22 protein-coding genes are annotated in these 25,909 nt (G+C 57.2%); 13 read left to right on the top strand and 9 right to left on the bottom strand.

Annotated features, from left to right (window positions below):
* The first annotated feature begins 22 nt into the window (after window positions 1–22).
* The 4 genes from nuoN to IV109_RS17670 are packed head-to-tail and all read left to right on the top strand — an operon-like array spanning window position 23 to window position 2,916.
* Window positions 23–1,510: an NADH-quinone oxidoreductase subunit NuoN gene (gene nuoN / locus IV109_RS17685; protein WP_296699868.1), complete on the top strand. Its 1,488-nt coding sequence runs from the start codon at window positions 23–25 to the stop codon at window positions 1,508–1,510.
* A gap of 25 nt (window positions 1,511–1,535) precedes the next feature.
* Window positions 1,536–1,838: a DUF2818 family protein gene (locus tag IV109_RS17680; RefSeq protein WP_296699866.1), complete on the top strand. Its 303-nt coding sequence runs from the start codon at window positions 1,536–1,538 to the stop codon at window positions 1,836–1,838.
* A 15-nt stretch (window positions 1,839–1,853) separates the two neighbouring features.
* Window positions 1,854–2,462, top strand: coding sequence for an NUDIX hydrolase (locus IV109_RS17675; RefSeq protein WP_296699863.1), 609 nt, complete (start codon window positions 1,854–1,856; stop codon window positions 2,460–2,462).
* Between the two features lie 4 nt (window positions 2,463–2,466).
* Window positions 2,467–2,916, top strand: a complete 450-nt coding sequence (locus IV109_RS17670; RefSeq protein WP_296699862.1) for a DUF1178 family protein — start codon at window positions 2,467–2,469, stop codon at window positions 2,914–2,916.
* Window positions 2,917–2,932: 16 nt separating this feature from the next.
* Here the strand turns inward: IV109_RS17670 and IV109_RS17665 are convergent, their stop codons facing one another.
* The 4 genes from IV109_RS17665 to IV109_RS17650 form a co-directional block, all read right to left on the bottom strand.
* Complete coding sequence (locus IV109_RS17665; RefSeq protein ID WP_296699859.1) at window positions 2,933–4,258, bottom strand: Glu/Leu/Phe/Val dehydrogenase; 1,326 nt, start codon at window positions 4,256–4,258, stop codon at window positions 2,933–2,935.
* 113 nt (window positions 4,259–4,371) lie between these two features.
* Complete coding sequence (locus IV109_RS17660) at window positions 4,372–4,776, bottom strand: hypothetical protein (protein WP_296699857.1); 405 nt, start codon at window positions 4,774–4,776, stop codon at window positions 4,372–4,374.
* A gap of 28 nt (window positions 4,777–4,804) precedes the next feature.
* Window positions 4,805–5,002, bottom strand: a complete 198-nt coding sequence (locus IV109_RS17655; protein ID WP_296699856.1) for a hypothetical protein — start codon at window positions 5,000–5,002, stop codon at window positions 4,805–4,807.
* A 70-nt stretch (window positions 5,003–5,072) separates the two neighbouring features.
* The gene (locus IV109_RS17650) at window positions 5,073–6,848 is read right to left on the bottom strand and encodes an ABC transporter transmembrane domain-containing protein (RefSeq protein ID WP_296699854.1); all 1,776 of its coding nucleotides are present in this window, start codon (window positions 6,846–6,848) and stop codon (window positions 5,073–5,075) included.
* 92 nt (window positions 6,849–6,940) lie between these two features.
* Between IV109_RS17650 and IV109_RS17645 the strand changes: the two genes are divergently transcribed.
* From IV109_RS17645 to IV109_RS17630, 4 genes are read left to right on the top strand one after another with little or no spacing between them, the layout of a single operon-like run.
* Entirely contained in the window at window positions 6,941–7,477 is a 537-nt protein-coding gene (locus tag IV109_RS17645; protein WP_296699851.1) for a MarR family transcriptional regulator, read from the top strand.
* Window positions 7,467–8,936, top strand: a complete 1,470-nt coding sequence (locus IV109_RS17640) for an efflux transporter outer membrane subunit (RefSeq protein WP_296699848.1) — start codon at window positions 7,467–7,469, stop codon at window positions 8,934–8,936. Before IV109_RS17645 ends, IV109_RS17640 begins: the two co-directional genes overlap by 11 nt.
* A gap of 28 nt (window positions 8,937–8,964) precedes the next feature.
* The gene (locus IV109_RS17635; protein WP_296699846.1) at window positions 8,965–10,185 is read left to right on the top strand and encodes an HlyD family efflux transporter periplasmic adaptor subunit; all 1,221 of its coding nucleotides are present in this window, start codon (window positions 8,965–8,967) and stop codon (window positions 10,183–10,185) included.
* 28 nt (window positions 10,186–10,213) lie between these two features.
* On the top strand, window positions 10,214–11,776 hold the full coding sequence (locus IV109_RS17630; RefSeq protein WP_296699948.1) for a DHA2 family efflux MFS transporter permease subunit: 1,563 nt from the start codon (window positions 10,214–10,216) through the stop codon (window positions 11,774–11,776).
* 19 nt (window positions 11,777–11,795) lie between these two features.
* Here the strand turns inward: IV109_RS17630 and IV109_RS17625 are convergent, their stop codons facing one another.
* Genes IV109_RS17625 through IV109_RS17615 form a run of 3 tightly spaced genes read right to left on the bottom strand, consistent with a single transcriptional unit; the run spans window position 11,796 to window position 14,572 of the window.
* Window positions 11,796–12,557: a glucose 1-dehydrogenase gene (locus IV109_RS17625; protein WP_296699843.1), complete on the bottom strand. Its 762-nt coding sequence runs from the start codon at window positions 12,555–12,557 to the stop codon at window positions 11,796–11,798.
* 12 nt (window positions 12,558–12,569) lie between these two features.
* The gene (locus IV109_RS17620; protein WP_296699840.1) at window positions 12,570–13,331 is read right to left on the bottom strand and encodes an SDR family oxidoreductase; all 762 of its coding nucleotides are present in this window, start codon (window positions 13,329–13,331) and stop codon (window positions 12,570–12,572) included.
* A gap of 8 nt (window positions 13,332–13,339) precedes the next feature.
* Entirely contained in the window at window positions 13,340–14,572 is a 1,233-nt protein-coding gene (locus IV109_RS17615; protein WP_296699836.1) for an acyl-CoA dehydrogenase family protein, read from the bottom strand.
* Between the two features lie 157 nt (window positions 14,573–14,729).
* Here IV109_RS17615 and IV109_RS17610 point away from each other — a divergent pair, with 157 nt between their 5' ends.
* Window positions 14,730–15,638: a LysR family transcriptional regulator gene (locus IV109_RS17610; RefSeq protein WP_296699833.1), complete on the top strand. Its 909-nt coding sequence runs from the start codon at window positions 14,730–14,732 to the stop codon at window positions 15,636–15,638.
* A gap of 257 nt (window positions 15,639–15,895) precedes the next feature.
* Here the strand turns inward: IV109_RS17610 and IV109_RS17605 are convergent, their stop codons facing one another.
* Window positions 15,896–16,105 carry a hypothetical protein gene (locus IV109_RS17605; protein ID WP_296699830.1) on the bottom strand — a complete coding sequence of 70 codons (210 nt, stop codon included), beginning with the start codon at window positions 16,103–16,105 and terminating at the stop codon, window positions 15,896–15,898.
* A 106-nt stretch (window positions 16,106–16,211) separates the two neighbouring features.
* Between IV109_RS17605 and IV109_RS17600 the strand changes: the two genes are divergently transcribed.
* Together IV109_RS17600 and IV109_RS17595 are read left to right on the top strand one after the other, a co-directional pair.
* Complete coding sequence (locus tag IV109_RS17600; protein ID WP_296699827.1) at window positions 16,212–18,428, top strand: OsmC domain/YcaO domain-containing protein; 2,217 nt, start codon at window positions 16,212–16,214, stop codon at window positions 18,426–18,428.
* 581 nt (window positions 18,429–19,009) lie between these two features.
* Window positions 19,010–20,029, top strand: coding sequence for a hypothetical protein (locus tag IV109_RS17595; RefSeq protein ID WP_296699825.1), 1,020 nt, complete (start codon window positions 19,010–19,012; stop codon window positions 20,027–20,029).
* Between the two features lie 1,286 nt (window positions 20,030–21,315).
* Here the strand turns inward: IV109_RS17595 and IV109_RS17590 are convergent.
* Window positions 21,316–22,473 carry a carotenoid 1,2-hydratase gene (locus IV109_RS17590; protein WP_296699822.1) on the bottom strand — a complete coding sequence of 386 codons (1,158 nt, stop codon included), beginning with the start codon at window positions 22,471–22,473 and terminating at the stop codon, window positions 21,316–21,318.
* Window positions 22,474–22,585: 112 nt separating this feature from the next.
* On the opposite strand from IV109_RS17590, the gene IV109_RS17585 reads away from it, so the two are divergent.
* A complete protein-coding gene (locus IV109_RS17585) occupies window positions 22,586–23,266 on the top strand; it encodes a ProQ/FINO family protein (RefSeq protein WP_296699820.1) in 681 nt (226 codons plus the stop codon).
* Window positions 23,267–23,366: 100 nt separating this feature from the next.
* Window positions 23,367–25,909 (top strand): PAS domain-containing protein (locus IV109_RS17580; protein WP_296699817.1); only part of this gene is annotated, 2,543 nt, incomplete at its 3' end.

The following is a 25,909-nucleotide window of genomic DNA, read 5'->3' as shown; positions in this document are numbered from 1 at the left end:
ACATTGAATTGAGAAACAGAAAATGATCGACAAACTCAGTTGGATTGCGGTTTACCCCGAAATCATCCTGCTCGTTATGGCTTGCGTGATTGCGCTGGCTGATCTTGGTGTCAAGAGCCCGCGCCGGACCGCTACTTATGGGCTGACTTTGCTGACTCTCGCTGTCGTAGCGGTGTTGCAGGCCGCTTACGCCAGTGGCGGTGTCACTTTGTACGGCTTCGGCAACATGGTCGTGAGCGATCAGATGGGCAACTGGCTTAAATGCTTTGCGACTGTGGCCATGATGGTCACGCTGGTGTATGGCCGTCCCTACGCGGCGGATCGAGGCATGTTGCGCGGTGGTGAACTGTTTACGTTGAGCATTTTTGCGCTCCTGGGCATGTTTGTCATGATCTCGGGTAACAATTTCCTCGTGATCTACATGGGGCTTGAACTCCTGACACTGTCGAGTTACGCCTTGGTGGCCTTGCGCCGTGACAATGCAACGGCTACCGAAGCGGCGATGAAGTACTTCGTGCTGGGTGCCCTGGCTTCCGGTTTCCTCTTGTATGGCCTGTCGATGATGTATGGCGCTACGGGTTCATTGGATGTCAATGCCGTGTTCAAGGCCATTAATTCAGGACACATCAAACACCCCGTGCTCGTGTTTGGCCTGGTGTTTGTGGTGGCGGGTCTGGCTTTCAAGCTGGGGGTGGTGCCGTTTCACATGTGGATTCCCGATGTGTACCAAGGCGCCCCGACGGCCGTGACCTTGCTCATTGGCGGTGCGCCCAAGCTTGCAGCATTCGCTATTGTGATTCGCCTGCTGGTTGAGGGGATGTTGCCTTTGGCACTGGATTGGCAATCGATGTTGATGATTTTGTCCGTTGGTTCACTGCTGATCGGAAACTTGGCGGCTATTGCTCAGACCAATCTCAAGCGCATGCTGGCGTTCTCGACCATTTCCCAAATGGGCTTTGTTTTGCTGGGCTTGATGTCGGGCGTCGTGAATGGCAATGTCCATTCGGCGGCCAATGCCTACAGCTCTTCCATGTTCTATGTCATCACTTATGTCTTGACCACTCTGGCAAGCTTTGGCGTGATCCTGTTGCTTGCTCGTGATGGTTTTGAAAGTGAAGAAATTTCGGATTTTGCCGGACTGAATCAACGCAGCCCGCTGTATGCCGCGGTGATGGCCATATGTCTTTTCTCTTTGGCCGGTATTCCGCCGATGGTGGGCTTTTACGCCAAGCTGTCGGTTCTGCAGGCGCTGGTGGCCTCTGGTCAGGCCTTCCATATCGGTTTGGCTGTGTTTGCCGTATTGATGTCGCTGATCGGTGCGTTCTACTACCTTCGCGTTGTCAAGGTCATGTACTTTGATGAGCCCATCACTGCCAGCACGGTTTCGGCACCACTGGATGTTCGCGCAGTTTTGTCGATCAACGGCGCATTGGTGCTGCTTCTGGGTCTGCTACCCGGCGGGTTGATGGCACTGTGTGCCAATGCCATCTTGCAGATGCTGGGAACCTGAGCGCGTTGGCGTAGCGCGGGCATACATGTCTCAATCGGTTTCAGTCTGGTTTGTTGTGTTGGCCGCATTCTGTGCGGCCAATTTACCTTTTGTCAGTCATCGGATACTGGCTCTGGTGAGGCCGGCCCAGCCAAAGACGTTGGGCATTCGGCTGCTTGAACTTCTGGTGCTGTATTTTCTGGCTGGAGGCGTGGGTCTGCTGCTGGAAAAAAGGGTAGGTCAAATTGCGCCTCAGACCTGGGAGTTTTATGCGATTACGGCAACTTTATTCGTGACCTTTGCATTTCCCGGTTTTGTTTACCGCTACCTGCTCAAACATCGCGACTAGCCATTCCTGACCGATATGGACGATCGTCATTTGATCGAAACAAGGCTCTCGAGCGAAGAGTTGCTCAAAGGCCGGTTGCTGCATGTCTTTCGCGACATGGTCAGTCTCCCTGATGGTGCCACCACCTCGCGTGAGTACGTGGTGCACCCCGGGGCTGTGATGATTGTTCCCTTGATCGTGGACGCAAATGGGGAAACCCGGGTGGTCCTGGAGCGTCAATTTCGCTATCCCGTGGGTCAGGTCATGATTGAGTTTCCTGCGGGCAAGCTCGATCCCGGGGAGGCTCTTCAGCGTTGTGCACAGCGCGAGTTGCTCGAAGAAACGGGCTTTGCCGCATCTGAATGGGCGCGTGCAGGGCTGTTGCATCCGGTCATTTCCTACTCCACCGAGTTTATTGAGATCTGGTTTGCCCGCGGCTTGAGCCTGGGTGAGCGTCAATTGGATGCAGGAGAGTTTTTGGACGTCATCACTGCCACGCCAGCCGAGTTGTTGCAGTGGTGCCGCGATGGGCGCGTGACCGATGCCAAGACCTTGACGGCAGCCCTGTGGTTGCAAAATGTCTTGTCGGGCGCTTGGCAATTGCAGTGGCAGGCGCCTCTTGTGGCGGATGTCAAAGGACAATGAGGCCATGAAAGTTCTGGATCTCAGGTGCACCCAGCAGCATGTTTTTGAAGGCTGGTTTGCTTCCGAGGAGGATTATCTGAGCCAGCGCGATCGCGGATTGGTGAGCTGTCCCGTGTGCGGTGATGCCTCGGTTTCCAAGATGTTGAGTGCCCCCCGCCTCAATTTGGGTGGACCTCGTGATGAGGCCGTGCCGAGCCAGGAACTTGCCACGGTCCCCGACACTGAACAGTCGTTGCAGGCCGCCTGGATGGCGCTGACCCGCCGCATCGTCGCCAATACCGATGATGTCGGTGACCGTTTCGCCGAAGAAGCGCGCAAGATTCACTACGGCGAGACCGAGGAGCGTGGTATTCGTGGTCAGGCGTCCCGGTCAGAAACCGAGTCCCTGCTTGAGGAGGGTATTGCGGTGATGCCCTTGCTTTTGCCCGAAGCCCTCAAAGGGCCTTTGCAATAACCGGTTTCCTGGCTTTTCAGGGGTACAGGCCACGCAATTCGCGGGCGTGCAGGATACGGGTGCAGCCGACAATGAAGGTGGCGGTGCGCAAGCTGACCTTCTTGTCCCGAGCCACTTCCCAGACGCTGGCAAAAGCTTCTTTCATGATGCGCACCAGGCGGGCGTTGATTTCGTCTTCGCTCCAGAAATAGCTGGAAAAGTCCTGAACCCACTCGAAATAGCTCACGGTGACGCCGCCGGCATTGGCAATCACATCCGGCAGTACCAGTACGTTGCGATCCTGCAGGATGTCGTCTGCGGCAGGCGTTGTCGGCCCATTGGCCCCCTCGATCACCATGCGCGCCTTGATACGCCCCGCGTTGAGGGCGGTGATCTGCTGCTCCAGTGCGGCAGGAATGAGGATGTCACAGTCGACATCCCAAAACTGGTCATTGGCGAGGCTTTCGGCCTGGGCAAAGCCGGCAACACTACCGGAGGCGGCCACATGCGCCAGCAGTGCCGGGATATCCAGGCCGGCTTCCCTGAAGATCGTGCCGCCATGGTCCTGAACCGCCACGATGCGCGCGCCTGCCTGCGCAAACAGACGGGCCGCGACACTGCCCACGTTGCCAAAGCCTTGTACGGCCACACGTGAACTGGCAATGTCCAGACCGATGTGTTGGGCCGCCTCCACCCCCACTGTGAAAACGCCCCTGCCAGTGGCATCGCGCCGTCCCAGGGAGCCGCCAAGGTCCACAGGCTTGCCTGTGACGACACCGGTTGCGGTAGCCCCTTCGTTCATGGAATAGGTGTCCATCATCCAGGCCATGATCTGCTCATTGGTGTTCACATCGGGTGCGGGGATGTCCTTGGTCGGACCGATGATGATGCCGATTTCACTGGTGTAGCGACGCGTCATGCGTTCCAACTCGCCGAGCGACAGCTTCTTGGGGTCCACGCGGATGCCCCCTTTGGCGCCGCCATAGGGCACATTCACGGCAGCATTCTTGATTGACATCCAGGCTGACAAGGCCATGACTTCAGACAGCGTTACGTCCTGATGAAAGCGCACGCCGCCCTTGCCGGGGCCGCGTGATGTGTTGTGCTGTACCCGGTAGCCTTCAAAGTGCGCTACCGTGCCGTTGTCCAGCTGGATGGGAACATCCACAATGAGCGCCCGCTTGGGGCGCTTGAGCGTTTCCGCCCATCGCGAGAGATGGCCAAGATAGGGGATGACGCGGTCAACTTGCTGCAGGTAAATGCCCCAGGGACCCAGGTTGTCCGACTGCAAATAGGAGGGCAGGGCGTGTTCCGTGGGAGATTCGGCAATTCGACCGGGCGTGTGGGCGATGGGGTGGGACATGCGTTACCTTGTGGTCATGGTCAAGTGACCGACTGTAGGTGGGTCGGGTGAGCACGTCCAAGGCCAAGTTATTCTTGAACTATGCAAAAAAGTAATAACCAACCGTGTTTGGGTCAAGCCGTTAGATTGACGATTTGCCCCTTGGCCTGACTCTCGGTGTAGCGCACCGGTGTGGCATTCAGGATGGTATGAAGTGTGTCGCGGTTTTCGGCAAGCGTCTGAGTGGCCACTTTGTACCGCTCGACATAGATGTTCCGGGTATTTTTTGAGTCCTCAGCGCTGCTGACCCGCGCGGGTGCCGGGTAGGTGGGATCGGGCTGGGGATCGCGTGAGGCAAGCTGCTGAACCTTGTTGTTTTTATTGTCGGCCAAGCGTTCTGCCTGATCCGCCTGCGCACGCAGGTTTTGAGCATTGGCCTCGGCCTGATCCGCTTCACGCCGGGCCTGTTCCAAGCGTGTTCTTGCCAATACGGCCTGCAGCGAGGGCGTTGTGCTGTTCGTTGCCGAGATCGCAACCATGGCTTCAGACTTTTGACGCAGCCTGACCTCAGGCTGTGGTGTTGAGAATGCGTCCGGTCGTTTGGCCCTGGGTATTGATGACCGGTGGTGGTTTGGCTTCGGCCGTTTTCTTGACCTCAGTCTCTTGGGGTTTGTTGTCGCGGTTTTGAGCCTGCTGGGCCTCTTCCGAGCGCTTGGGCTGTTGAGGTGGCTGGACGGGCGGGGACTTCACTGAGGAGATATCCATGAGTGGCTCCAATCGTTGAGATGTCAATCTTACAAGTGAAGTGCTGCACTTGCAATGTCAGATTGCATGCTCAGGCGTTGAATTGCAGCGCCGCCAGGCCGGCATAAACGCCGCCCCGGGCAACCAGCTCTGCGTGGGTTCCCTGTTCTACCAAGTGGCCGTGGTCCAGCACCACAATGTGATCCGCTTTTTGCACAGTGGCCAGCCGGTGCGCAATCACCAGGGTGGTGCGGTCGCGCATGGCGGACTCCAGTGCCGCCTGCACCATGCGTTCGCTCTCGGCATCCAGTGCGCTGGTGGCCTCGTCCAGCAACAGCAGGGGCGGATTTTTCAACATGGCGCGGGCAATCGCAATGCGTTGGCGTTGTCCGCCGGAGAGGCGTACGCCGCGCTCGCCAAGAAATGTGTCATAGCCTTCTGGCAAGGTGCTGATGAATTCATGGGCGAAGGCAGCCTGGGCGGCAGCCTTGACCTCGACGTCGGTGGCATCGGGCTTGCCGTAGCGAATGTTTTCCAGTGCACTGCTGGAGAAGATGACTGCGTCCTGCGGCACGATGCCGATGCGTTGGCGCAAGTCATGCAAGGCCATATCGCGGGTGGCCACGCCGTCCAGAACAATCTGACCCGAGGCGGGGTCGTAGTAGCGCAGCAGCAATTGAAAGACGGTGCTTTTTCCCGCTCCGCTGGGTCCTACGATGGCCACCGTCTGGCCTGGTTGTACGGTGAGGGAGAAATTGCTCAGGGCGGCCTGATTCGGGCGCGAAGGATAATGAAAATTGATGGCTTCAAATTTGATAGCGCTTCCGGCAAGTTGCACGGGGGCTGGCGTCGGATTTTGCGGCGAAGTGATGGGTGAGCGGCTGCTTAGCAACTCCATCAGCCGTTCGGTTGCGCCTGCGGCGCGCAGCAGGTCGCCATAGACCTCGCCCAAAATGGCAAAGGCGCTGGCCAGAATGATCACATAGACCACGGTCTGCCCCAGATGGCCGGCACTGATGCGCCCGGCCATCACCGCCTGTGTTCCCTGGTACAAGCCCCACAACAGCGCAGCAGAGGTGGCGATGATGATGAAGGCCACCAGCACCGAGCGCGCCCTGGTACGGCGCACAGCCGTGTGGAAAGCGCTGTCTGTCGAGGCCGTAAAACGTGCTGACTCGCGGCCCTCGGCGGTGTAGCTCTGCACCACGGGAATGGCGTTCAGTACTTCTGCTGCAATGGCGCTTGAATCTGCCACCCGGTCCTGGCTGGCGCGGGACAGCTTTCGAACCCGGCGGCCAAACCACAGGCTGGGTACCACGATCAACACCAGCACAAGCAGCACCTGAAACATCACATAGGGGTTGGTCCAGATCAGCATGCCCAGGGCGCCAATGCCCATCACCATGTTCCTCAGTCCCATGGAGAGCGAAGAGCCCACGACAGTCTGCACCAGCGTGGTGTCGGCCGTGAGGCGCGACAGCACCTCGCCGGTTTGCGTGGTTTCAAAGAACTCGGGGCTTTGTTGCAGAACGTGCCCATACACCGCATTGCGCAAATCGGCGGTGACGCGCTCACCCAGCCAGCTCACCATATAGAAGCGACCCGCGGAGAAAAGTCCCAAGGCGACAGCGACACCGAAGAGGGCCGCAAAGTGTTCTCGCAGCGCCATGACCTGTGCGCCTTTGTCCGGCTGAACCAGACCGCCGTCAATCAGGCTGCGCAGGGCCAGCGGAAAAGCCAGTGTGGCTACTGCCGCCATGACCAGGAAAACAATGGCCAATCCGATTCGACCACGGTAAGGACGCAAAAACGGCAGCAGGCCGGAAAGGGAGCGCGGCGATGCTTTGGATGGGGCAGGTGTAGACATGGACTGAGTGTAGTCAAAAACTGCAGAAAACGTTGCCGCACCAAACAAAGCCTTGACATCTATTGCCTAGGCAATTAATATGACAATCCCCTATGCGCAAGTCTTCTTGTCCCAGTTCCAAGCCGGTTAAGGCAGAGTGCTCTGCCATCGAGTTTTATCGGGCGGCCAGCTATGTGCCCGAGGAAAGTCTGGGGTATCTGATCCGGCGTGTACTGGCATTGGGATCGCACGAGGTCGAACGACAACTGGGCGCCAGTGACCTGACCAATGCCCAGTGGGTACCCTTGCTCAAGCTGTTTACCGGCCAGGCGTCGACGGTGGCCGAGTTGGCACGTGAATGCCATCTGGACGCCGGTGCTATGACCCGTCTGCTGGATCGGCTGGAGGCCAAGGGTCTCTGTCGCCGGGTCCGCTCCCTTGAAGACCGGCGTGTTGTCAACATCGAGTTGACCGACGCAGGCCGCGAGGCTGCCCGAGGCATTCCGGTGGTTCTGTGCCAGATTCAAAACGCGCATCTTGCGGGATTTTCAGTGGATGAATACCAGGCCTTGATGGGGTTTTTGCGCCGCATTCTTGACAACGCGCAAGCCCTGAATAACTCAGTTTCCGGAGGCCCGAATGAGGCTTGAATTTCTGCGCCCGCTCCAGGCTGTGGGCAATCCCCGCTGGCTTCAATTGGCGCTGCTCGGCGCTGTCATCGTGGGCTTGACGGGCTGCGCCAGCATGAAAGGCATCCTGCCCCAAGCCTTGCTGCGTGAAGCTCCCTCGGCGGGGGCAACGCCGCCAGCCGGTGCACCGGTGATGGTGGAGGCCCAGTGGTGGCGCGAGTTTGGTGATGAGCAGCTCAACCGTCTGATGGACGACGCACTGATTGGCAGCCCCAGTCTCAAGTTGGTGCAGGCCCGGGTTGCACGCGCCCAGGCGGGCGGCGAACTGGCTGAGGCCGCGACCCGGCCGCAAGTCAATGCGGCGCTTGATGCAACACGACAAAAGTACACCAACAATGGTGCGGTTCCTCCCCCTCTGGCGGGGACCATTCGCGAAAGTGGCACAGCACAACTGACGGCCGGTTGGGAACTGGATTTCTTTGGCAAAAATCGCGCTGCGCTGGATGCGGCGCTGGGCAATGCCCGTGCCGCCCAGGCCGATGCCCAGGCGGCTCGCATGCTGCTTGCCAGCAATGTGGCGCGAACTTACTTTCAGTTGGTGCGGCTGAATGAGCACCTCGATGTGGCGCGTCGTGTTCTGGCCCAGAGAGAACAGGCACTGCGCCTGGTGCAAGACCGGGTCAACGCCGGTTTGGATACGCGCCTGGAACTGCGTCAAAGCGAAGGCACCTTGCCCGATGCCCGCCTGCAAATTGAATTCCTGCAGGAGCAGCTGACCCTGAACCAGCATGCGCTTCATGCGTTGGTAGGGAGCAAGAAACTGGATCAGGCCCTTGTCATACCCTCTTCTAATGCTATTAAAAACATAGCATTTACCTCCGCAATTCCATCTGACTTGCTGGGTCGTCGGGCTGACATCACCGCCGCACGCTGGCGCGTCGAGGCCGCCACTCAGGAAGTCGGCAACGCCAAGTCCCAGTTTTATCCCAACATCAATTTGATGGCCTTTGCCGGTTTCTCCAGCATTGGCCTTGACCGGCTGCTGAGTGCCGGCAGCGAGCAATGGGGTCTGGGTCCGGCCTTGCGTTTACCCCTGTTTGACGGGGGGCGCCTGCGCGCCAATTTACGCGGCAAGACGGCCGACCTCGACGCCGCAATTGAAAGCTACAACGCCGCTGTGATTGAAGCGGTGCGCGAAGTCGCTGACCAACTTGCATCCACTCAGGCCATTCAGCGCCAACTGCTTGAGCAGCGTTCGGCATTGGCGTTTGCAGAAAACGCCTACGAGATTGCGGTGCAACGCTATGACGCAGGACTGGGCAACTACCTGAGTGTGCTCATTGCCGAAACCGCTGTGCTGAACCAGCGTCGCCAAGGCGTCGATCTGACGGCTCGCGCACTCGATACGCAAGTGGCACTGATACGCGCTCTGGGTGGTGGCTATCGCACCGATTTCTCCGTGCCCATGGCCCAGAAATAGGTCAATATTATTTTTTTGAGCCAACAACATGACAGCAACGCAAGCCCCCATCGTCAAAGCGCCGCATGCCGCAGGCAACCCAGCACGCAAGAGGGCGCTGTTGGCGCTGATCGGCATCGTGGCGGTGATCGGTGCCGGCTGGGCCGCTTACGAATATTTGGTGGCCAGCCATTACGAGTCCACCGACAACGCCTATGTGCAGGGCAATGTGATCCAGATCACTCCGCAGATTGGTGGCACTGTCATGGCCATCCTGGCAGATGACACCGATTACGTCAAAGCGGGCCAACCCCTCGTCAAGCTCGACCCGGCCGACGCCAACGTGGCCTTGGATCAAGCCCGGGCTAACCTGGCCCAAGCGGTGCGCCAGGCGCGTACCCTGTATGCCAACAACGGTAGTTTGAGCGCGCAGGTTGTGCTGCGCGAGTCGGATGTGGCCAAGGCGCAAACCGAAATTGCCCGTGCCACCGAAGACCTGAATCGCCGTCAGTCGCTGATTCAAAACGGTGCTGTCTCCAAGGAGGAGTTGAGCCACGCGCAAACCCAGCTTGCCAACGGCAAGAGCGCCCTGGCCTCCGCTCAGGCCGGCGTGGCAGCAGCGAAGGAACAGTTGCTCAGCAATCAGGCGATGACGGATGGCACCAGTATCGAAAAACATCCCACGGTGCTGGTGGCTGCAACCAAGGTTCGTGAGGCCTGGCTGGCCAGCCAGCGTGCCGCCTTGCCCGCACCGGTGGATGGCTTCGTCGCCAAGCGTACCGTGCAACTTGGGCAGCGCGTGGCAGCCGGCACACCCCTGATGTCCATCATTCCCTTGAACCAGTTGTGGGTGGATGCCAATTTCAAGGAAGTGCAGTTGCGCAATATCCGCATTGGCCAGTCCGTTAAATTGACGGCTGATCTGTATGGCAAAAAGGTTGAGTACAAGGGCACGGTGGCCGGCCTGGGCATGGGCACGGGCGCAGCCTTTGCGCTGCTGCCAGCACAAAACGCGACTGGCAACTGGATCAAGGTGGTGCAGCGCGTACCGGTGCGCGTAGCGCTGGATGCGGCCCAATTGGCACAAAGCCCTTTGCGTGTGGGTTTGTCGATGGAAGCGACGGTTGATGTGAGCAACAAGGACGGCAAGATGCTGGCCGATGCGCCGCGCGCCTCTGCGATGGTGCAAACGGCCGTTTACGAGTCGCTGGACAGTGGTGCGGCTGAGGAGGTTCGCAAAATCGTTGCCGCCAACCTCGCGCATCGCTGATTTGAACCTTAGCCCAGGCAAGCCCGACATGGCCAGCGCACCTCAATTCAATCCGCTGCCGCCGCTGCAGGGGGCGGCCCGCATGTGGGGCACCATCGCGCTGTCGCTGGCCACCTTCATGAACGTGCTGGACTCGTCCATTGCCAACGTGTCGTTACCGGCTATCGCGGGCGATCTGGGCGTCAGTGCCAACCAGGGCACCTGGGTGATCACCAGCTTTGGGGTGGCCAACGCTATTGCCTTGCCACTCACCGGATGGCTGTCCCAGCGTTTCGGGCAGGTGCGTCTGTTTGTCACCAGCGTGCTCTTGTTTGTGCTGACCTCCTGGTTATGCGGTCTTGCACCCAACATGAATTCGCTGATTGCATTTCGTGCCCTGCAAGGCTTTGTAGCAGGTCCGATGATTCCCTTGTCGCAGGGTTTGCTTTTGTCGAGTTACCCGCCTGCACTGGCGGGACTGGCGATGGCCTTGTGGGCCATGACGACACTGGTGGCGCCTGTCATGGGGCCGCTGCTTGGGGGCTGGATCACTGACAACATCTACTGGTCCTGGATTTTTTATATCAATATTCCCCTGGGGCTGTTGTCGGCCTTCATGGTATGGACGATCTACCACAAGCGGGAAAGTGTGACGCAAAAATTGCCCATCGATTCGGTTGGCTTGGGCCTGCTGGTGCTGTGGGTGGGGGCCTTGCAGATCATGCTGGACAAAGGCAAGGAGCTGGACTGGTTCCACTCCTCCGAGGTGGTCACCCTGGGCGTGGTGGCGCTGGTGGGTTTTGCATTCTTCCTGGCCTGGGAACTCACCGAAGAACACCCGGTGGTCGATTTGCGCCTGTTCAAGCGGCGTAATTTCTGGTCGGGCACGGTGGCCGTGGCGGTCGGTTACGGATTGTTCTTTGGCAATGTCGTTCTGTTGCCTTTGTGGCTTCAGCAATTCATGGGTTATCCGTCAACCGATGCCGGCATGCTGCTGGCACCGGTGGGCATTTTTGCCATTATCCTGTCCCCGATCGTGGGGAAGAACATCACCCGGGTCGATCCGCGTTATCTGGCCAGTTTTGCTTTTGTGATTTTTGCTGCGGTGCTGCTGATGCGCTCGCATTTCAACACGCAGGCTGACTTTGGCACCATCATGCTGCCCACCATCGTGCAGGGCATTGCCATGGCGTTCTTCTTTATCCCCCTGTCTTTCATCACTTTGTCCGGCATCACGCCAGACAAGATCCCCGCGGCTTCTGGCTTGTCCAGCTTTGCGCGCATTGTGGCGGGCTCATTCGGCACGTCGATTGCCACCACGGTGTGGCAGGATCGCGCTGCCATGCACCATGCGCAACTGGCAGAGTCGGTTGAAAAAGGTAACTTTGCCGCAACGCAGGTTCTGGCGGGATTGGGGAGCGCCGGGCTAAGCCCCGAACAATCCCTGGCACAGATTAACCGCTTGGTGGATCAGCAGGCTTACATGCTGGCTGCCAACGACGTGTTTTATGCCTCGGCCCTGATGTTTCTGCTGCTGATTCCATTTGTCTGGATGTCGCGGCCATTGAATGGCGGACCGGGTGCGGGCACCGTGGATGCGGGTGCCCATTAGTCCGGCCCGCTGAACCCAATTAGCGAATCACCATGCCGCCATCGGCGACGATGGTCTGGCCAGTGATGTAGTTGCCGGCAGCGCCTGCCAGCATCACGGCGATACCGGCGATGTCATCAGGCTGACCGATGCGGCGCAGTGGCAACTGGCTTTCGACCACATCCAGAACACGCTGGTCTTCGTGGATCGCCTTGGCAAAGTCGGTCTGGATCACACCGGGCGCGATGCAATTGACCCGGATATTGTCCGGACCCCATTCCACGGCGAGGTTGCGGGCAACCTGCATGTCGGCGGCCTTGGAGACGCAGTACATGCCAATGGTGGAGGAGCCCTGCAGTCCACCGATTGACGAGATGATGATGATCGCGCCGTTTTTCTTTGCCGCCATGTCGGGGCGCACCATCTGACACAGCCAGTGATTGGACAGCACGTTGTTGCGCATGATCTTCTCAAACACTTCGTCGCCCATGCCGGTGCTGGGGCCATAGTAGGGGTTGCTCGCGGCGTTGCAGACCAGGATGTCGATGGGGCCAAGCTGACTGCGGGTTTGCGCCACCAGTTGCTCCATCTGGGCCTTGTCCGAAATATTCGCCGGGATTGCAATCGCCTGCCCACCACTGGCGCGGATGCTGGCGGCCACTGCTTCGCAGGGTTCGGCCTTGCGGCTGGAAATGACCACCTTGGCGCCGCAGGCGGCCATGTTTTCTGCAATGGCACGGCCGATACCGCGGCTCGAACCCGTGATGATGGCAACTTTGCCAGTCAGATCAAATAAACGCATGATTTTTTCCTTTCAGATTGCGGTAAGGCCACCATCGACCGGCAGAGCGACACCGGTGGTGAAGCCAGCCAAATCGCTGCTCAGGTAAAGCACAGCGGCGGCAATTTCCTCCGCTTTACCGATGCGCCCGACAGGATGCATGAGAACTGCCAACTCTGCTTTCTTGGGGTCTCCTTCCTTGGCGCGGCGGAACATCTCGGTGTCGATAACGGCCGGACATACTGCGTTGATCCGGATATTCTTTTTTCCGTACTCGACGGCCGCCGATTTGGTCATGCCGATCACGGCATGCTTGGATGCGGAGTAGATGCCCATCTTCGGCGCCGCAATGAGGCCGGCCACGGAGGCTGTGTTGACGATCGAGCCGCCACCCTGCGCCAGCATGAGGGGAATCTGGTGTTTCATGCACAGCCAGACCCCCTTGACGTTCACGTCCATGATGGCGTCGAACTCGGCCTCGCTGCTATCGGCCAATCGGCCTTTCTCGATGTCGATGCCAGCGTTGTTGAAGGCATAGTCGAGGCGGCCATAGGTGGCGACGGTCCTGGCGATCAGTGCTTTGACTTCCTCCTCGCGGGCAACATTGCATTGCACAAAGCTTGCCTCGCCGCCTGCCGCCTTGATCTGGGCCACGGTATCTTCACCGCCGGGTATGTCAATGTCGGAGACGATGACCTTCAATCCGTTGGCGGCGAATGCCAGGGCTGTGGCACGGCCAATACCATTGCCGGCACCGGTGACCAGGGCAACTTGCCCGGAGTGTGTTTTTTTCATTCGTATGTTCATTTCGGATGTTTCAATTGGTAGGGCGCCAGCTCCAGCTTGGCGATGGCATTGTTGTGCACTTCGTCCGGGCCGTCGGCTGTTCGCAGATGGCGCGCATAGGCGTAGTAGGACGTGAGCAGGAAATCCTGGCTGTAACCGGCGGCGCCGTGCGCCTGGATCGCCCAGTCAATCACCTTGCAGCAGTTGTTGGGCGCGGCCACTTTGATCATCGCAATTTCTTTGGCTGCAACCTTGTTGCCAACCAGATCCATGCGCTGTGCCGCGTGCAACACCAGCAAACGGGTCTGGTCAATCAGTGTGCGGGATTTGGCAATGCGCTCGCGCCACAAGCTCTGGTCAGACAGTGGTTTGTGAAACGCGACCCGAGACACCACGCGGCGGCACATCAGCTCCAGGGCGGCTTCGGCCATGCCGACGACCCGCATGCAGTGGTGAATGCGTCCAGGCCCAAGGCGTCCTTGTGCAATCTCGAAACCGCGACCTTCACCCAGCAGGATGTTGCTCACCGGTACGCGCACGTTTTCAAACAGCACTTCGGGGTGCCCCGCCGGGGGGTCCATGAAGCCATACAGCGCCATATCGCGCACGATGGTCACGCCAGGGGTGTTCTTGGGCACCAGAATCATGGATTGCTGGCGATGCCGGTTGGCGTTGTCGGGGTCGGTCTTGCCCATCAGGATGAAGACCTTGCAGTTCTCTGCGGCCGCACCGGTGATGTACCACTTGCGGCCATTGATGACGTAGTCGTCCCCGTCGCGCACAATGCGGCACTCAATATTGGTGGCATCCGAAGAGGCCACGGCCGGCTCGGTCATCGCAAACGATGAACGGATTTCACCCGCCAGCAGGGGCTTGAGCCATTTTTCCTTTTGTTCTTCCGTGCCATAGCGCTCCAGCACTTCCATGTTGCCGGTGTCCGGTGCCGAGCAGTTGAAGACTTCAGCCGACCAGTACTGGCGCCCCATCATTTCTGCAATCGGTGAATATTCCAGATTGCTCAGGCCGTAACCGTGCCCGGACTCGGGCAGAAACAGGTTCCACAAGCCTTCGGCTTTTGCTTTGGCCTTGAGTTCTTCAAGAACCGGGTAGGTGCGGTAGGCATTTCCCTCTTTGGCATTGGCGGCGATTTCCTTCTCGCGACGTTCGTAGTTCGGGAAGACGTTTTCTTCCAGGAAGGTTTTGACGCGGCCGTGAAGCTCCTGCACTTTGGGTGAAAAATCGATTTGCATGGTGCTTCCTTTTGATGTGCTTGGTAGATGAGGGGAAGCTTATCGGGGCAGTCGCGGTCTGACCAATGCTTTGTTTTCAGTACATCTATTCATTTGGTGCATAGTAGGGGCTGGTTTCCCCTCCTTTTTTGTGTGTCCTTGCATCGCAATCCCGTTCATGAAAAATATCAGCCGCATCGATTTGAACCTGTTCGTGGTCTTTGATGCCATCTACACAGAAGGCAGTATCACGCGTGCCAGTGAAGCGCTCACACTGAGCCAACCAGCGGTCAGCCACGCGCTGGGCCGCTTGCGTGATCTGGTGAAGGACCCCCTGTTTGTGCGCAAGGGCCACACCATGGCGCCCACCCCGATTGCGCGGGAGTTGATTGATCCGATCCGACGGGCTATTGGCGAAATTGATGGTTCTCTGCGCCAGTTGACGGCTTTTGATCCCGCGACATCCCAGCGGGAATTCAAAATCGGCATGCGCTCCATTGTGGAAGCCACCGCAATTCCCGAACTGATGCGCCGGATCAGCGATGCGGCACCCGGTATTCAAGTCTCGTCCGTGCATCACATCCGTTCTGATGTGCAGTCCGATCTGACATCGGGCGCGCTGGCCGCTGTCATCGACATTCTGCTGCCACTGGGCCACAACGTTCACAACCAGCGTTTGGCGGGCGGCCCCATGGTCGTTGTCGCCCGCAAGGACCATCCGGTCGTTCAGGGGCGCATCAGCGTGGCGACGTATCTGGCGCAAGAACATGTTCTTGCCAGTTCAAGAAAGACCGGGCCAGGCATTGAAGACATGGAACTGTCCCGCCTGGGTTTTCAGCGGCGCATCAAGCTGCGGTGCCAGAACTATTGGACCGCCTGCAAGCTTGTCAGTACATCAGACTTGCTGCTGACCATGCCAGAGCGCTACGCCCGTTCCATCAACGAGCCACTGGCCAACCAGTTGATTGCGTTTCCGATTCCGGTCAGCGCCAACGACATATTCCTGTATTGGCACGCCAGCGCTGAGAATGATCAGGCCAACCGATGGTTGCGCGAAAAAATCATGGCCTCGTTCCAGGTGGCTTGACGTCGACAATCGTCGCCTGTCGCTTTGTGCAATCGGAGTCGCAAACACAGGGTCAAGAATGATTTGCGACCGACTCCAATGTGGCGGGAACAGTCAGTTGCGGTTGATGCTCGGCGGACAGGTCTGGACCAGTTACGGTCACTCGGGAATGACCGGTATCGGGAAGTAGGCTGAGTTAAATTCAGATCCACCTTCCAAAAGCAACGCGCGAGCGGAAGTGGTCATTTGGGCAAACAAGCTACTTGGGCTGAGCCCGCTCAATCCTTGAGGCCCACCCCCAGGACGTCCAGCTTCTTTGCATACGAATCCCTGCGTTTTGCTGCCTTTGCAGCTGTTTCGACAGCCGCCTGGATGGCCTTGGGCCCCTTTTTTTCAGCAGTTTTGATCAATCCGAACTTGTGAGCAGCATCTGCCTCCGCCCGCTTGAAAGCGGCAATGAGTTCGGCATGGGCAAGGGATTGATTCACAAGGGCCTCACTATCCAGAAAGCATTGATGATGCATCACAAGGCGCCGGCGTGGCGACGGATAATAGCGGCCACCTTACTTTGAGCACCATTTTTGAAACTCTCCCATGGAAATCAAAGTTAATTTTCTCGATAAGCTTCGTCTTGAAGCCAAGTTTGATGATTTCACGGTGGTGGCCGATCAGCCTATTCGCTACAAGGGCGATGGCTCGGCGCCGGGGCCGTTCGATTACTTTCTGGCTTCATCGGCCTTGTGTGCGGCTTACTTTGTGAAGTTGTACTGCGACACGCGCCATATTCCGACCGACAACATCCGCCTGTCGCAGAACAATATTGTTGATCCGGAAAACCGCTACCAGCAAATATTCAAGATTCAGGTTGAGTTGCCGGCGGAACTCTCCGATAAAGACCGGCAGGGCATTTTGCGCTCCATTGAGCGTTGCACGGTCAAAAAAGTAGTGCAAGCCGGGCCTGAGTTTGTGATTGAAGCGGTGGAGAACCTGGATGCCGATGCGCAGGCCTTGCTGAGCTTGAAGCCGGCTTCTGACGCCAGCACCTATATTGCGGGCAAGGATCTGCCACTGGAGCAGACCATCGCCAATATGTCGGGCGTTCTGGCGGCCTTGGGCATCAAGATTGAAATCGCTTCGTGGCGCAACATCATTCCCAATGTGTGGTCGCTGCATATCCGCGATGCGCACTCGCCGATGTGTTTCACCAACGGCAAGGGCGCAACCAAGGAAAGCGCGTTGGCGTCGGCGTTGGGCGAATATATCGAGCGCCTCAATAACAACCACTTCTACGCCGGCTCGTTCTGGGGTGAAGACATCGCCAACGCGGCCTTTGTCCATTACCCGAACGAGCGCTGGTTCAAGCCGGGCAAGAAAGATGCATTGCCGTCGGGCATTCTGGATGCGTACTGCCTGCAAATTTACAACCCCGATGGCGAGTTGCGTGGCTCGCATCTGATCGACACCAACTCCGGCAATGTGCAGCGTGGTATCTGTGCGCTCCCCTTTGTGCGCCAATCCGACGGCGAAGAGGTGTATTTCCCGTCCAACCTGGTCGAGAACCTCTTTGTGAGCAATGGCATGAGTGCCGGTAATACGCGGGCCGAGGCGCAAGTGCAATGCCTGTCGGAGATTTTCGAGCGGGCGGTGAAGCGCGAAATTCTGGAAGGTGAAATCGCCTTGCCAGATGTGCCGCCCGACGTGCTGGCGAAATACCCGGGCATTCTGGCTGGCATTCAGGGCCTGGAAGAGCAGGGCTTTCCGGTGCTGGTGAAGGATGCATCGCTGGGCGGGACCTACCCGGTGATGTGCGTCACCCTGATGAACCCGCGCACCGGCGGCGTCTTTGCCTCGTTTGGCGCGCACCCAAGCTTCGAGGTGGCGCTGGAACGCAGTCTGACCGAGTTGCTGCAGGGCCGCAGTTTTGAAGGTCTGAACGATTTGCCTCGGCCCACCTTTGCCAGTGAAGCCGTGACCGAGCCCAACAACTTTGTTGAACACTTCATTGATTCCAGCGGCATTGTGTCGTGGCGCTTTTTCAGCGCCAAAGCAGATTTCGATTTTGTCGAGTGGGATTTTTCTGGTCAGGGCCAGAATGACAAGATGAGTTCCAATGCGCAGGAAGCCGCAACCTTGCTCGGCATTCTTGAAGACATGGGCAAAGAGGTGTACATGGCGGTCCATGACCAGCTAGGCGCCATGGCTTGCCGGATTTTGGTGCCCGGCTATTCGGAAATCTATCCGGTAGACGATTTGATCTGGGACAACACCAACAAGGCCTTGTTGTTCCGCGCCGATATCTTGAACCTGCACGCCCTAGACGACGCCAGCCTGCAAGCACTGCTGGAGCGTTTAGAGAACAACGAGCTGGATGATTACGGCGACATCGCTACATTGATCGGCATCGAATTTGACGAGAACACGACCTGGGGTCAGCTGACCGTTCTGGAGTTGAAGCTGCTCATCCATCTCGCCTTGCAGCAATTTGAGGCGGCGCAAGAGCTGGTGGGCGCCTTCTTGCAGTACAACGACAACACGGCCGAGCGCGGATTGTTTTATCAAGCCTTGAACGTGGTGCTGGAGGTGCGGCTCGATGACGACCTGGAACTGGACGATTACGTGGTCAATTTCCGCCGGATGTATGGCAATCCGCGGATGGACGCGGTGCTGGGCTCAGTGGACGGCAGCGTGCGCTTCTTTGGCTTGACGCCAACCAGCATGGAACTGGAGGGGCTCGACAGGCACCGCCGTCTGATCGACAGCTATAAAAAAATGCATATGGCGCGGGCCCATGTAGCGGCTAAAGCCAGCTAGCGTTACGAGTCTTCGCGGCGATGAAGCCGTTCATCCCAAGGTACAAACGTATGTTTGATACCAGAAGGACCATCTATGCCAGCGTGTATCAGTTCTAATGTCGCCAGCGTTGATAGTCAGATACGAAGAACAGATGGAGGGCTCTCAATATGAGTGCACGCGCCGAGTGGATTCCTAACATTTTGGGACGGTTTTTCCTGCGTGTCGGGGGCTTTCGCACTGAAGGAGATGGTTCCGTCTACACGTAAGATTCCACTGCCAGCGAGCTGCGGCAGATAGGACTTCGTTTTCCTGAGTTATCGCGTTACACACCAATTGAGATCATGTCGGATGGCTGCTATGGGTGGCACCCGCCGACTATGTCCGAAGCGCCAAGGACGGCAAAGCGTCTGAAGCGACCACCGGATCGGGCCAGCAGCAGTCATTAGGCAATGACTGTTGTCGGGGGAAGATTTGGACTACTGCACTGCAGCGTCTGCCGACCTGCTAATCAGATGCTGGCAAACGGCCTAGCTCGAACTACAGGCTCCAAATGCGCCACACTTAGCGTACATTTCGTTTTAACAAAATAGGGAGAAAATATGCGCAAATACCGTCAGGTGGTCGAGTTCGCCAATTTTATTTGCCATTTCGGCAACGATGTGTTGCTTGACTATTTGAGTGAGATCGTACTTCCCGCATTCCTGAGTGGCCAACGCGTACGCATGTACGGAAACTCGAAGTACTTGTTCCTTGACGTGAAACTGGTGAACTTGAAATCGGATTCGGAGCCAGGTGCTCTAACACCCGCTCTTGTTGGTAGGTTCGTTATGGATACTGAGTTGCAGCGTGACCAAATTTTGGTAGACAACAAGATCGTTCCTGACACACAGAAACTCAAAAGCGCACCGTCTTCGCTATTTGTGCTGCTGCTAGACAATCACAAGCTGATTTACTCCAAACAGGTTTCCGGCGCGCCAGGGCTATCCGCATTTCGAACTACGGCGGAACTGATACTCAAATGGCGCTGGAGGGAATACATAAATGAACTCGTGGAAAAGAATAAGGCTGCCAGGGAAGCGGACGGCAAAATACCAAAGATTACCAAGCGCGCTCTAGTCGAGTCGATACAAGCTCCCCGCCTTGAAATCGTGCCCCTTGCAGGAAGTCGAAACCTCACCAACTTCGTCAATCAGTTCAAAGTGCTGAAAGAAATTACCATCAAAGTGGTGCGTCCAAATGCGGAGATAAATAACGATGGATTATTTACTACCGTTGAGGCAGCTCGATCGCAGGTGAATGCAGACGCCACCAGCCTAATTCATCGAAATTCTGAGGGCCTTAACAAAGCTCAGTCAATCAAGCAAATTGCCCCAGCCATGCAAGGCAATGCTTTGGTTACCCTACGAGGGACAGGACCAACTGATGCAAAGCTCGTTGGAACTAACGAAGAGATGTCCGTGAGAGAGCCCATGGACGTGCCCCCTTCTGTATCGAAGGGCTCAGTGGCTATGTTCAGTGCATTTAAAGGACTTATCTTTCAGAAGGTCCTTCAGGTAGGAAAAGTCGTCAACTCAGAGAGAAATCTAGCCAAGCTCGAAAGCCTTAAAAATGACAGTTGATCAAATTACTCCTGCCCAACTCACGGAGGAGAAAAGTCTTCTGCAGTTGTACAGGCTAACGTACCGTTTTCCTATTAGTCGTTTTAATGTCATATCGACGGTTTTGGTTGGCATTTGTTGTGCGGCGTATTTGTCCTGGGTCCGGCCTGGGGGAAGCGAAGCGGGGGTACTGCTTAAAGAAACCTTAAAGCTTGGTATCTCTTTGGTGCCATCTATATTGGGTTTTCTAATTGCTGGTTTCACCGTCTTCGTTACGGTTACAAAGCCCGGAGTATTTTCTGCGATGGCAAAAAAAGAGTTCGCGAAAAGTGGGCAGAGCTATCTTAAATACAACCTTTCGGCATTCATGCTCGCATTTGCGCATTACGTTGCATATCTGGGAGCATGCGTACTTCTGATCTACTTCGGTCAACCGAATGGGCCGCTTACTCAAATTACACAGTGGCTAGCTTCCTTGGTTACGTGCAACGCAAGCGTCGCCTACAGCACTATGGTTTCAGCATGTGCCGTCGCTTTCGCATGCTGGACGTGGTACCTAGTTATGTTGCTTAAATCTTTCATCTACAACGTATACCAAGTCGTGGTGACAAGTGTCCGATGGGATCTTGAGGACGAAGCTAAAGCGAAGGCCACCAGTCCTTCGTCAGCACACTCTTGATAGGTGCTGCCCTTTGCTGCCACTCAAGGGGCTAGTGAGTGTTGATAAGGCGAGTTGCTGTTTCCTAGCTCAAAACGGTGAATCTTGGTGAGGCACTTGAAAGTCTCAAATCAATCTGTGTGTTATGTATAAATCTGCCGCATTCGGCTATTGATCGTACCCACCTGACGGGCTAGTCCTGAATACCTGCTATCCAGCAATGATTTTGACGCCACAGAAGACCGCTTTGGGTCGGGACCTGCCGGTAGCCACCGAAAGCCCAATGACTCTTGAGGGGCTAAAACTGATACTGGTCCATCTAAAGTGAACACCAGTCCCGGTCATATAAGTTGACAGTCACAGAAATTCATAATCCCCAAATCTTGATCAGTCGGCCGAAAAGCAAAATGCAAACAGGTTCTGAACTGGGTCAGGTTCAGCACCCAAAATGCAGCTCCTGGAATCGACAGCAGCGAGGCGGTCGAAATTTTGCAGGGCAAACTATCTGAGAAGGAGTACCACTCTGATGAGAGTGGCCGCTGGCTGAAAATGTGCTTTTATCCAGAATGCGGCGTCACCATTTCGCACACGGCCGAGGTGCGGCCAGGGCTACGTCGCAGCAAGGTCGTGATCCAGGCGTCGGGAAAAGTCAGGATAACTTGAGCGGGCTGGCATAGCCCGTCATCTCCAGGTAGCCGCGACCCAGGAGCCTGCCGTCTGCATCAAAAATTTCGCTCAAGCCTTCCCAGTAAACTGCCCCGGTGGAGTTGCGGCTGTCCAGCTCCTGGTTGTCGACGATGGCTTTGACGATGTAGACGCTTGCCAGCGCAGTGGGCGCGCCCGGGCTGTTGATGCGCACCATCCATTCCACCGGGTAACTTGCCTGAGTCAGGGGGCTGGTCCAGTTGCGAAGTGTCTGGAACTTGACGGTGCCCGGAGCAAACACGTAGGGTGTTGGCCCCATGCCGGGGTGGCGAAACGAGCCGCCGTCCCAGTGTGTATGGCCGGCCTGATCACGAAGACGAAAGGCGGTGAGGGCGCTGCCGTCCAGCAGGTTCATGCCGATCCAGTCCCAGCCGACTGCCTGTGGGTGCAGCAACTCCCGACTCCATTCGTGATCCAGCCAGGCAGTGCCTTGTACCTGCGTGGTTTGATCGTGCAGGCCCAGTGTGCCTGTGACTTGAAGCTGAGGCAGGCTGTAGTAGTAGCTGGCCTGTTGCGCTTGGGGCCCTTTGCGCGATACGCCCCGATCGCCTTGCAGTAGCAGTGGTTGCGTTTCCTGCAAAGCAAGTTGAAAGCGAAAGCCTGCGCCTGCTGCAACGGCCTTGTACCCCGTGGCGTCGCGTTGCAGTGACCAATCACGCAGGGTGATGGCTGTGTCCTTCTGGCTGGCCTGTGCCAATTCAAAGCTTTCTCGCGCAATGCGCTGGTCATGCCAAAGCTTTTTGCCCGGTACATCCGTTACCGCAGCATGGGCAAAGATCAGTTGTTTGGCGGCAAATGCCGAACGCATGTCCTGCGTGGCGGAAATGCGCGAGCGGAAGAAAGTCAGCTGGAAACCAAATTCCCGCTTGTCGCGGGAAGGTCCTGCACCAGTGCTCGCAACCAGGTGGCCGGTCAGGTACCACCATTCAATGGAGAAGTCCGGGTGGCTGCCCAGGTCGCGGGGGAATTTCAGTGCGCCGGGTGTCAGTGCCACGTCGGGGTTTTTCGATTTGGCATCTGCTTGAAGAGACCACAGCGGTGCGGTCAATCCGGCGGCCAGAACCAGTCGCCGTATCTGGCTGGGCTTGATGAAAATTGGCATGAGGGGGCGCGGCAACGGTCGGGGTGGGTGTTGGCATTCGGGCTGTCTAGCCTGCAGTATCCATGTTTCGGCCACTTCGTCGACAATCGCGGGTTGACCCCCATTTAATCCTATGACCAGTACCTCATCAGAAGCATCCGTTCCAGCCCCTGAGCCCACGTCGCCTGTGGATGCAAGTGCCAAGCCGGCACGTTCGCAATCGGTTCAGCCGGTGCTCGAAAAATTGTTTGAACTCTATCCCCATCTTTTTGGCGCGCAGTTTCTGCCGCTCAAGCTCGGGATTTTTCAGGAATTGCTGGCGACACACCCCGAGTATTTCACGCGTGATAGCCTCAAAGCGGCCCTGGGCGTGCACACCCGCTCCACCCGTTACCTGCAAAGCGTTGCTGCAGGCCATAAGCGGCACGATCTTCAGGGCGCTGCGGTGGAAGACGTATCGGCGCAGCACATTTATCTGGCCATGCTGGAGCTGTTTCGGCGTCGGCAGGGTCGCTCCAGGGAAGACTTGCGGCCGAAATTCCGTGCTCAGCTGGTGGCCGCATTTGAGGCCTCCGGACTGTCCCGCCAGGATTACCTGACCATGGCCCAGACCCACGATCTACATGCCAATGCCTTGCTCGAAGAAGCGCTTGCTGAGCATGATCAGCAGCTCGCCAAACAGGAAGCACTGCTGAGCGCATTTGGCAACAGTGGCAAGACGGTGGAGGAATTCGCCGACATGTACGGTCTGGATCCGCGGGACGTGGCCCGGGCACTGGCGAAAAAGCAGGGGCTTGCCGAGACTGATCAATAAGCGGGTCTGAATATCTGCACATTGGCATGGAAAGATGCACTATGCTTGTACTTTGACCGGGCAAGCTGAGCGATCGGACCAATTCCAAACTTGAGGTGCAATGAACAACAGAATGTCGCCATTCTCCCGAAGCGTCTGGTTGACCACCGGCTTGCTTGTTGTTCTGGCTGGTATTTTTGGCCTGTACACGTTGTTGGAAAAACAGGTTGATCGCGCCAATGCCGTGCGCCATCAGTCAGGTTTGCTTGCTGCTGAGTTGCGTCAGTCTTCCGATGACTTGACGAAGATGGCTCGTACCTATGTGGTCACGGGCGACCCGATCTACAAAAAGCACTACCAGGACATCCTGGACATCCGTAATGGCAAGAAGGCTCGCCCCGAGAGCTATGAACGGATCTATTGGGATCTGGTCCTGGCCGAGGGCCAGACGCCCAGAACCGACAGCCAGCAGGCCATTGCACTCCTGGAGTTGATGCGTCGCGCGGGCTTTACCGAACAGGAGTTCGGTCGTTTGGCCAGGGCCAAAGCGAATTCAGATGCGTTGAGCGCGTTGGAAGTCGAAGCCATGAAGCTGATCGAGGACCAGGGTCCGCAGGCTGAAACTCTGCATGCGACGGCGCGCCAGATGATGCATGACCCGAAATATCACCAGGCCAAGGCGGCGATCATGACGCCCATTGATGAGGTCTATTCGCTGGTGGATCAGCGCACACTGGCGGCCGTTGAGACCGCGCAGGCCAAGGCTCGTGTCTTGAAGTTGCTTTTTGTGCTCCTGGGTCTCGGACTGGTTTTCATGTTGTGGCGTATCAACAAGATTCTGCGCGCCACCATGGGCGGCTCGGTTGACGAGGTTTATGAACACATCACCAGAATTGGCAACGGGAATTTCTCGATGCCGATTGCGCGGGCAGATAGCATGCAGAACAGTGTGCTGGGGCGTTTGGCCCAAACACAGGCCAATCTGAGCAGGATCGACCATGATCGCCAGCGGGTGCAGGCGGCCCTTGAAGAATCGTTGCGTGAATCGAAGACCCTGATGGAGGCCATTGAGCACCATTCCATCGTATCCATCACGGATCCGGCGGGCCGTATCACCTACACCAATGACATGTTCAGCCGCATCAGCGGTTATAGCCGGGAAGAGTTGTCGGGGCAAAACCACCGTATCGTCAAATCAGACGTCCAGTCGGATGAATTCTGGACCGCGATGTGGAAGACCATCTCCAGTGGTTATCCCTGGCGTGGTTTGGTTTGCAACCGTGCCAAAGATGGTTCATCTTATTGGGTTGACACGGTTATTGCGCCATTTTTCGATCATGCGGGCAGCATTGAAAAATACATTTCCATTCGAACGGATATCACTGCGGCCAGGAATACTCAACTTGCCTTGGCGGCTGAACGCTCCCGCCTGAACAACATCATTGAGGGTACGCGTGCGGGCACTTGGGAATGGAACCTGGTCGCTGATGAACTGATTTTCAATGAGCGTTGGGCTGCGTTAATCGGATATACCCCGCAAGAGCTGAGGCCCATGACTCAGAAGCGCTTGCAGTCGCTGATGCATCCTGAGGATGTGATCATGATTCGCCGTAAGCTGGCCGAGCATTTCTCGGGGCAGAATGATTATCACGAATGTGAAATTCGATTTCGCCATAAGGACGGACACTGGGTCTGGCGCCAATCCCGTGGCAAGCTGTTCACGCGCACACCCGACGGCACGCCGGAGTGGATGTACGGGACCGATCTGGACATCACCAAGAGCAAGGCGTCAGAGGCGCAGCTCAAGCAGTCCGAGGTGAGCCTGCGCAATAACGCGTCCTTTCTGGATCGCGCAGGTCGTATCGCCGGGTTTGGGCGCTGGCAGCTCGACTTGCTTACTGGCGAAGTGGATTGGTCAGATCAAACATGCCATATCCATGATGTGGCGCCGGGCTACAAGCCCACACGCGATGAGGCCATTGCCTTCTATGCGCCGGAGGCCATGCCCGCGATTCGAGCCGCCATTGACGCAGTCATCCAGACCGGGAAACCATGGGATCTTGAGTTGCCGCTGATTACGGCCATGGGGCGCAGGGTATGGGTGCGCAGTGCGGGTGAGGCCGAGTACCTGGACGGCAAGCGGATCAGGCTGGTGGGTATTTTTCAGGACGTCACGCAGCGGCATCAACTGGAAGAGGAAGTACTGCAAAAGAACGAGATGATGAAAAACATTCTTGCCAACGTTCCCGTTGGCTTGAGTGTGATGGATGGCAAGCTCAATCTGGTTGCGGAGAACCGGCTTTTCAGGACCCTGCTTGATTTTCCGGATTCATTGTTTGCTGGCCCGATAACCAAGTTTGAATCGATCATTCGCTTCAATGCCGAGCGCGGAGAGTATGGAGAGGGTGACCCGGAGAGCCTCGTCAAGGCCATCGTGGAGCGGGCCCGGCAGGCGCAGGCGCACCATTTTCAGCGGCGACGCAACGATGGCCGGACGCTTGAAATTCGCGGCGCACCCATGCCCGATGGTGGCTTTGTAACGACGTACGCCGATGTAACTGAACTGGTCAGTGCGCGAGAGGCTGCCGAAGAGGCCTCCCGCTCCAAAGGCCAGTTCCTTGCCAACATGAGCCACGAGATCCGCACGCCCATGAACGCCATCCT

The organism is Rhodoferax sp. (genome assembly GCF_018780565.1).
GTDB lineage: Bacteria > Pseudomonadota > Gammaproteobacteria > Burkholderiales > Burkholderiaceae_C > Rhodoferax.
This window is presented reverse-complemented; position numbering and strand designations above follow the sequence as displayed.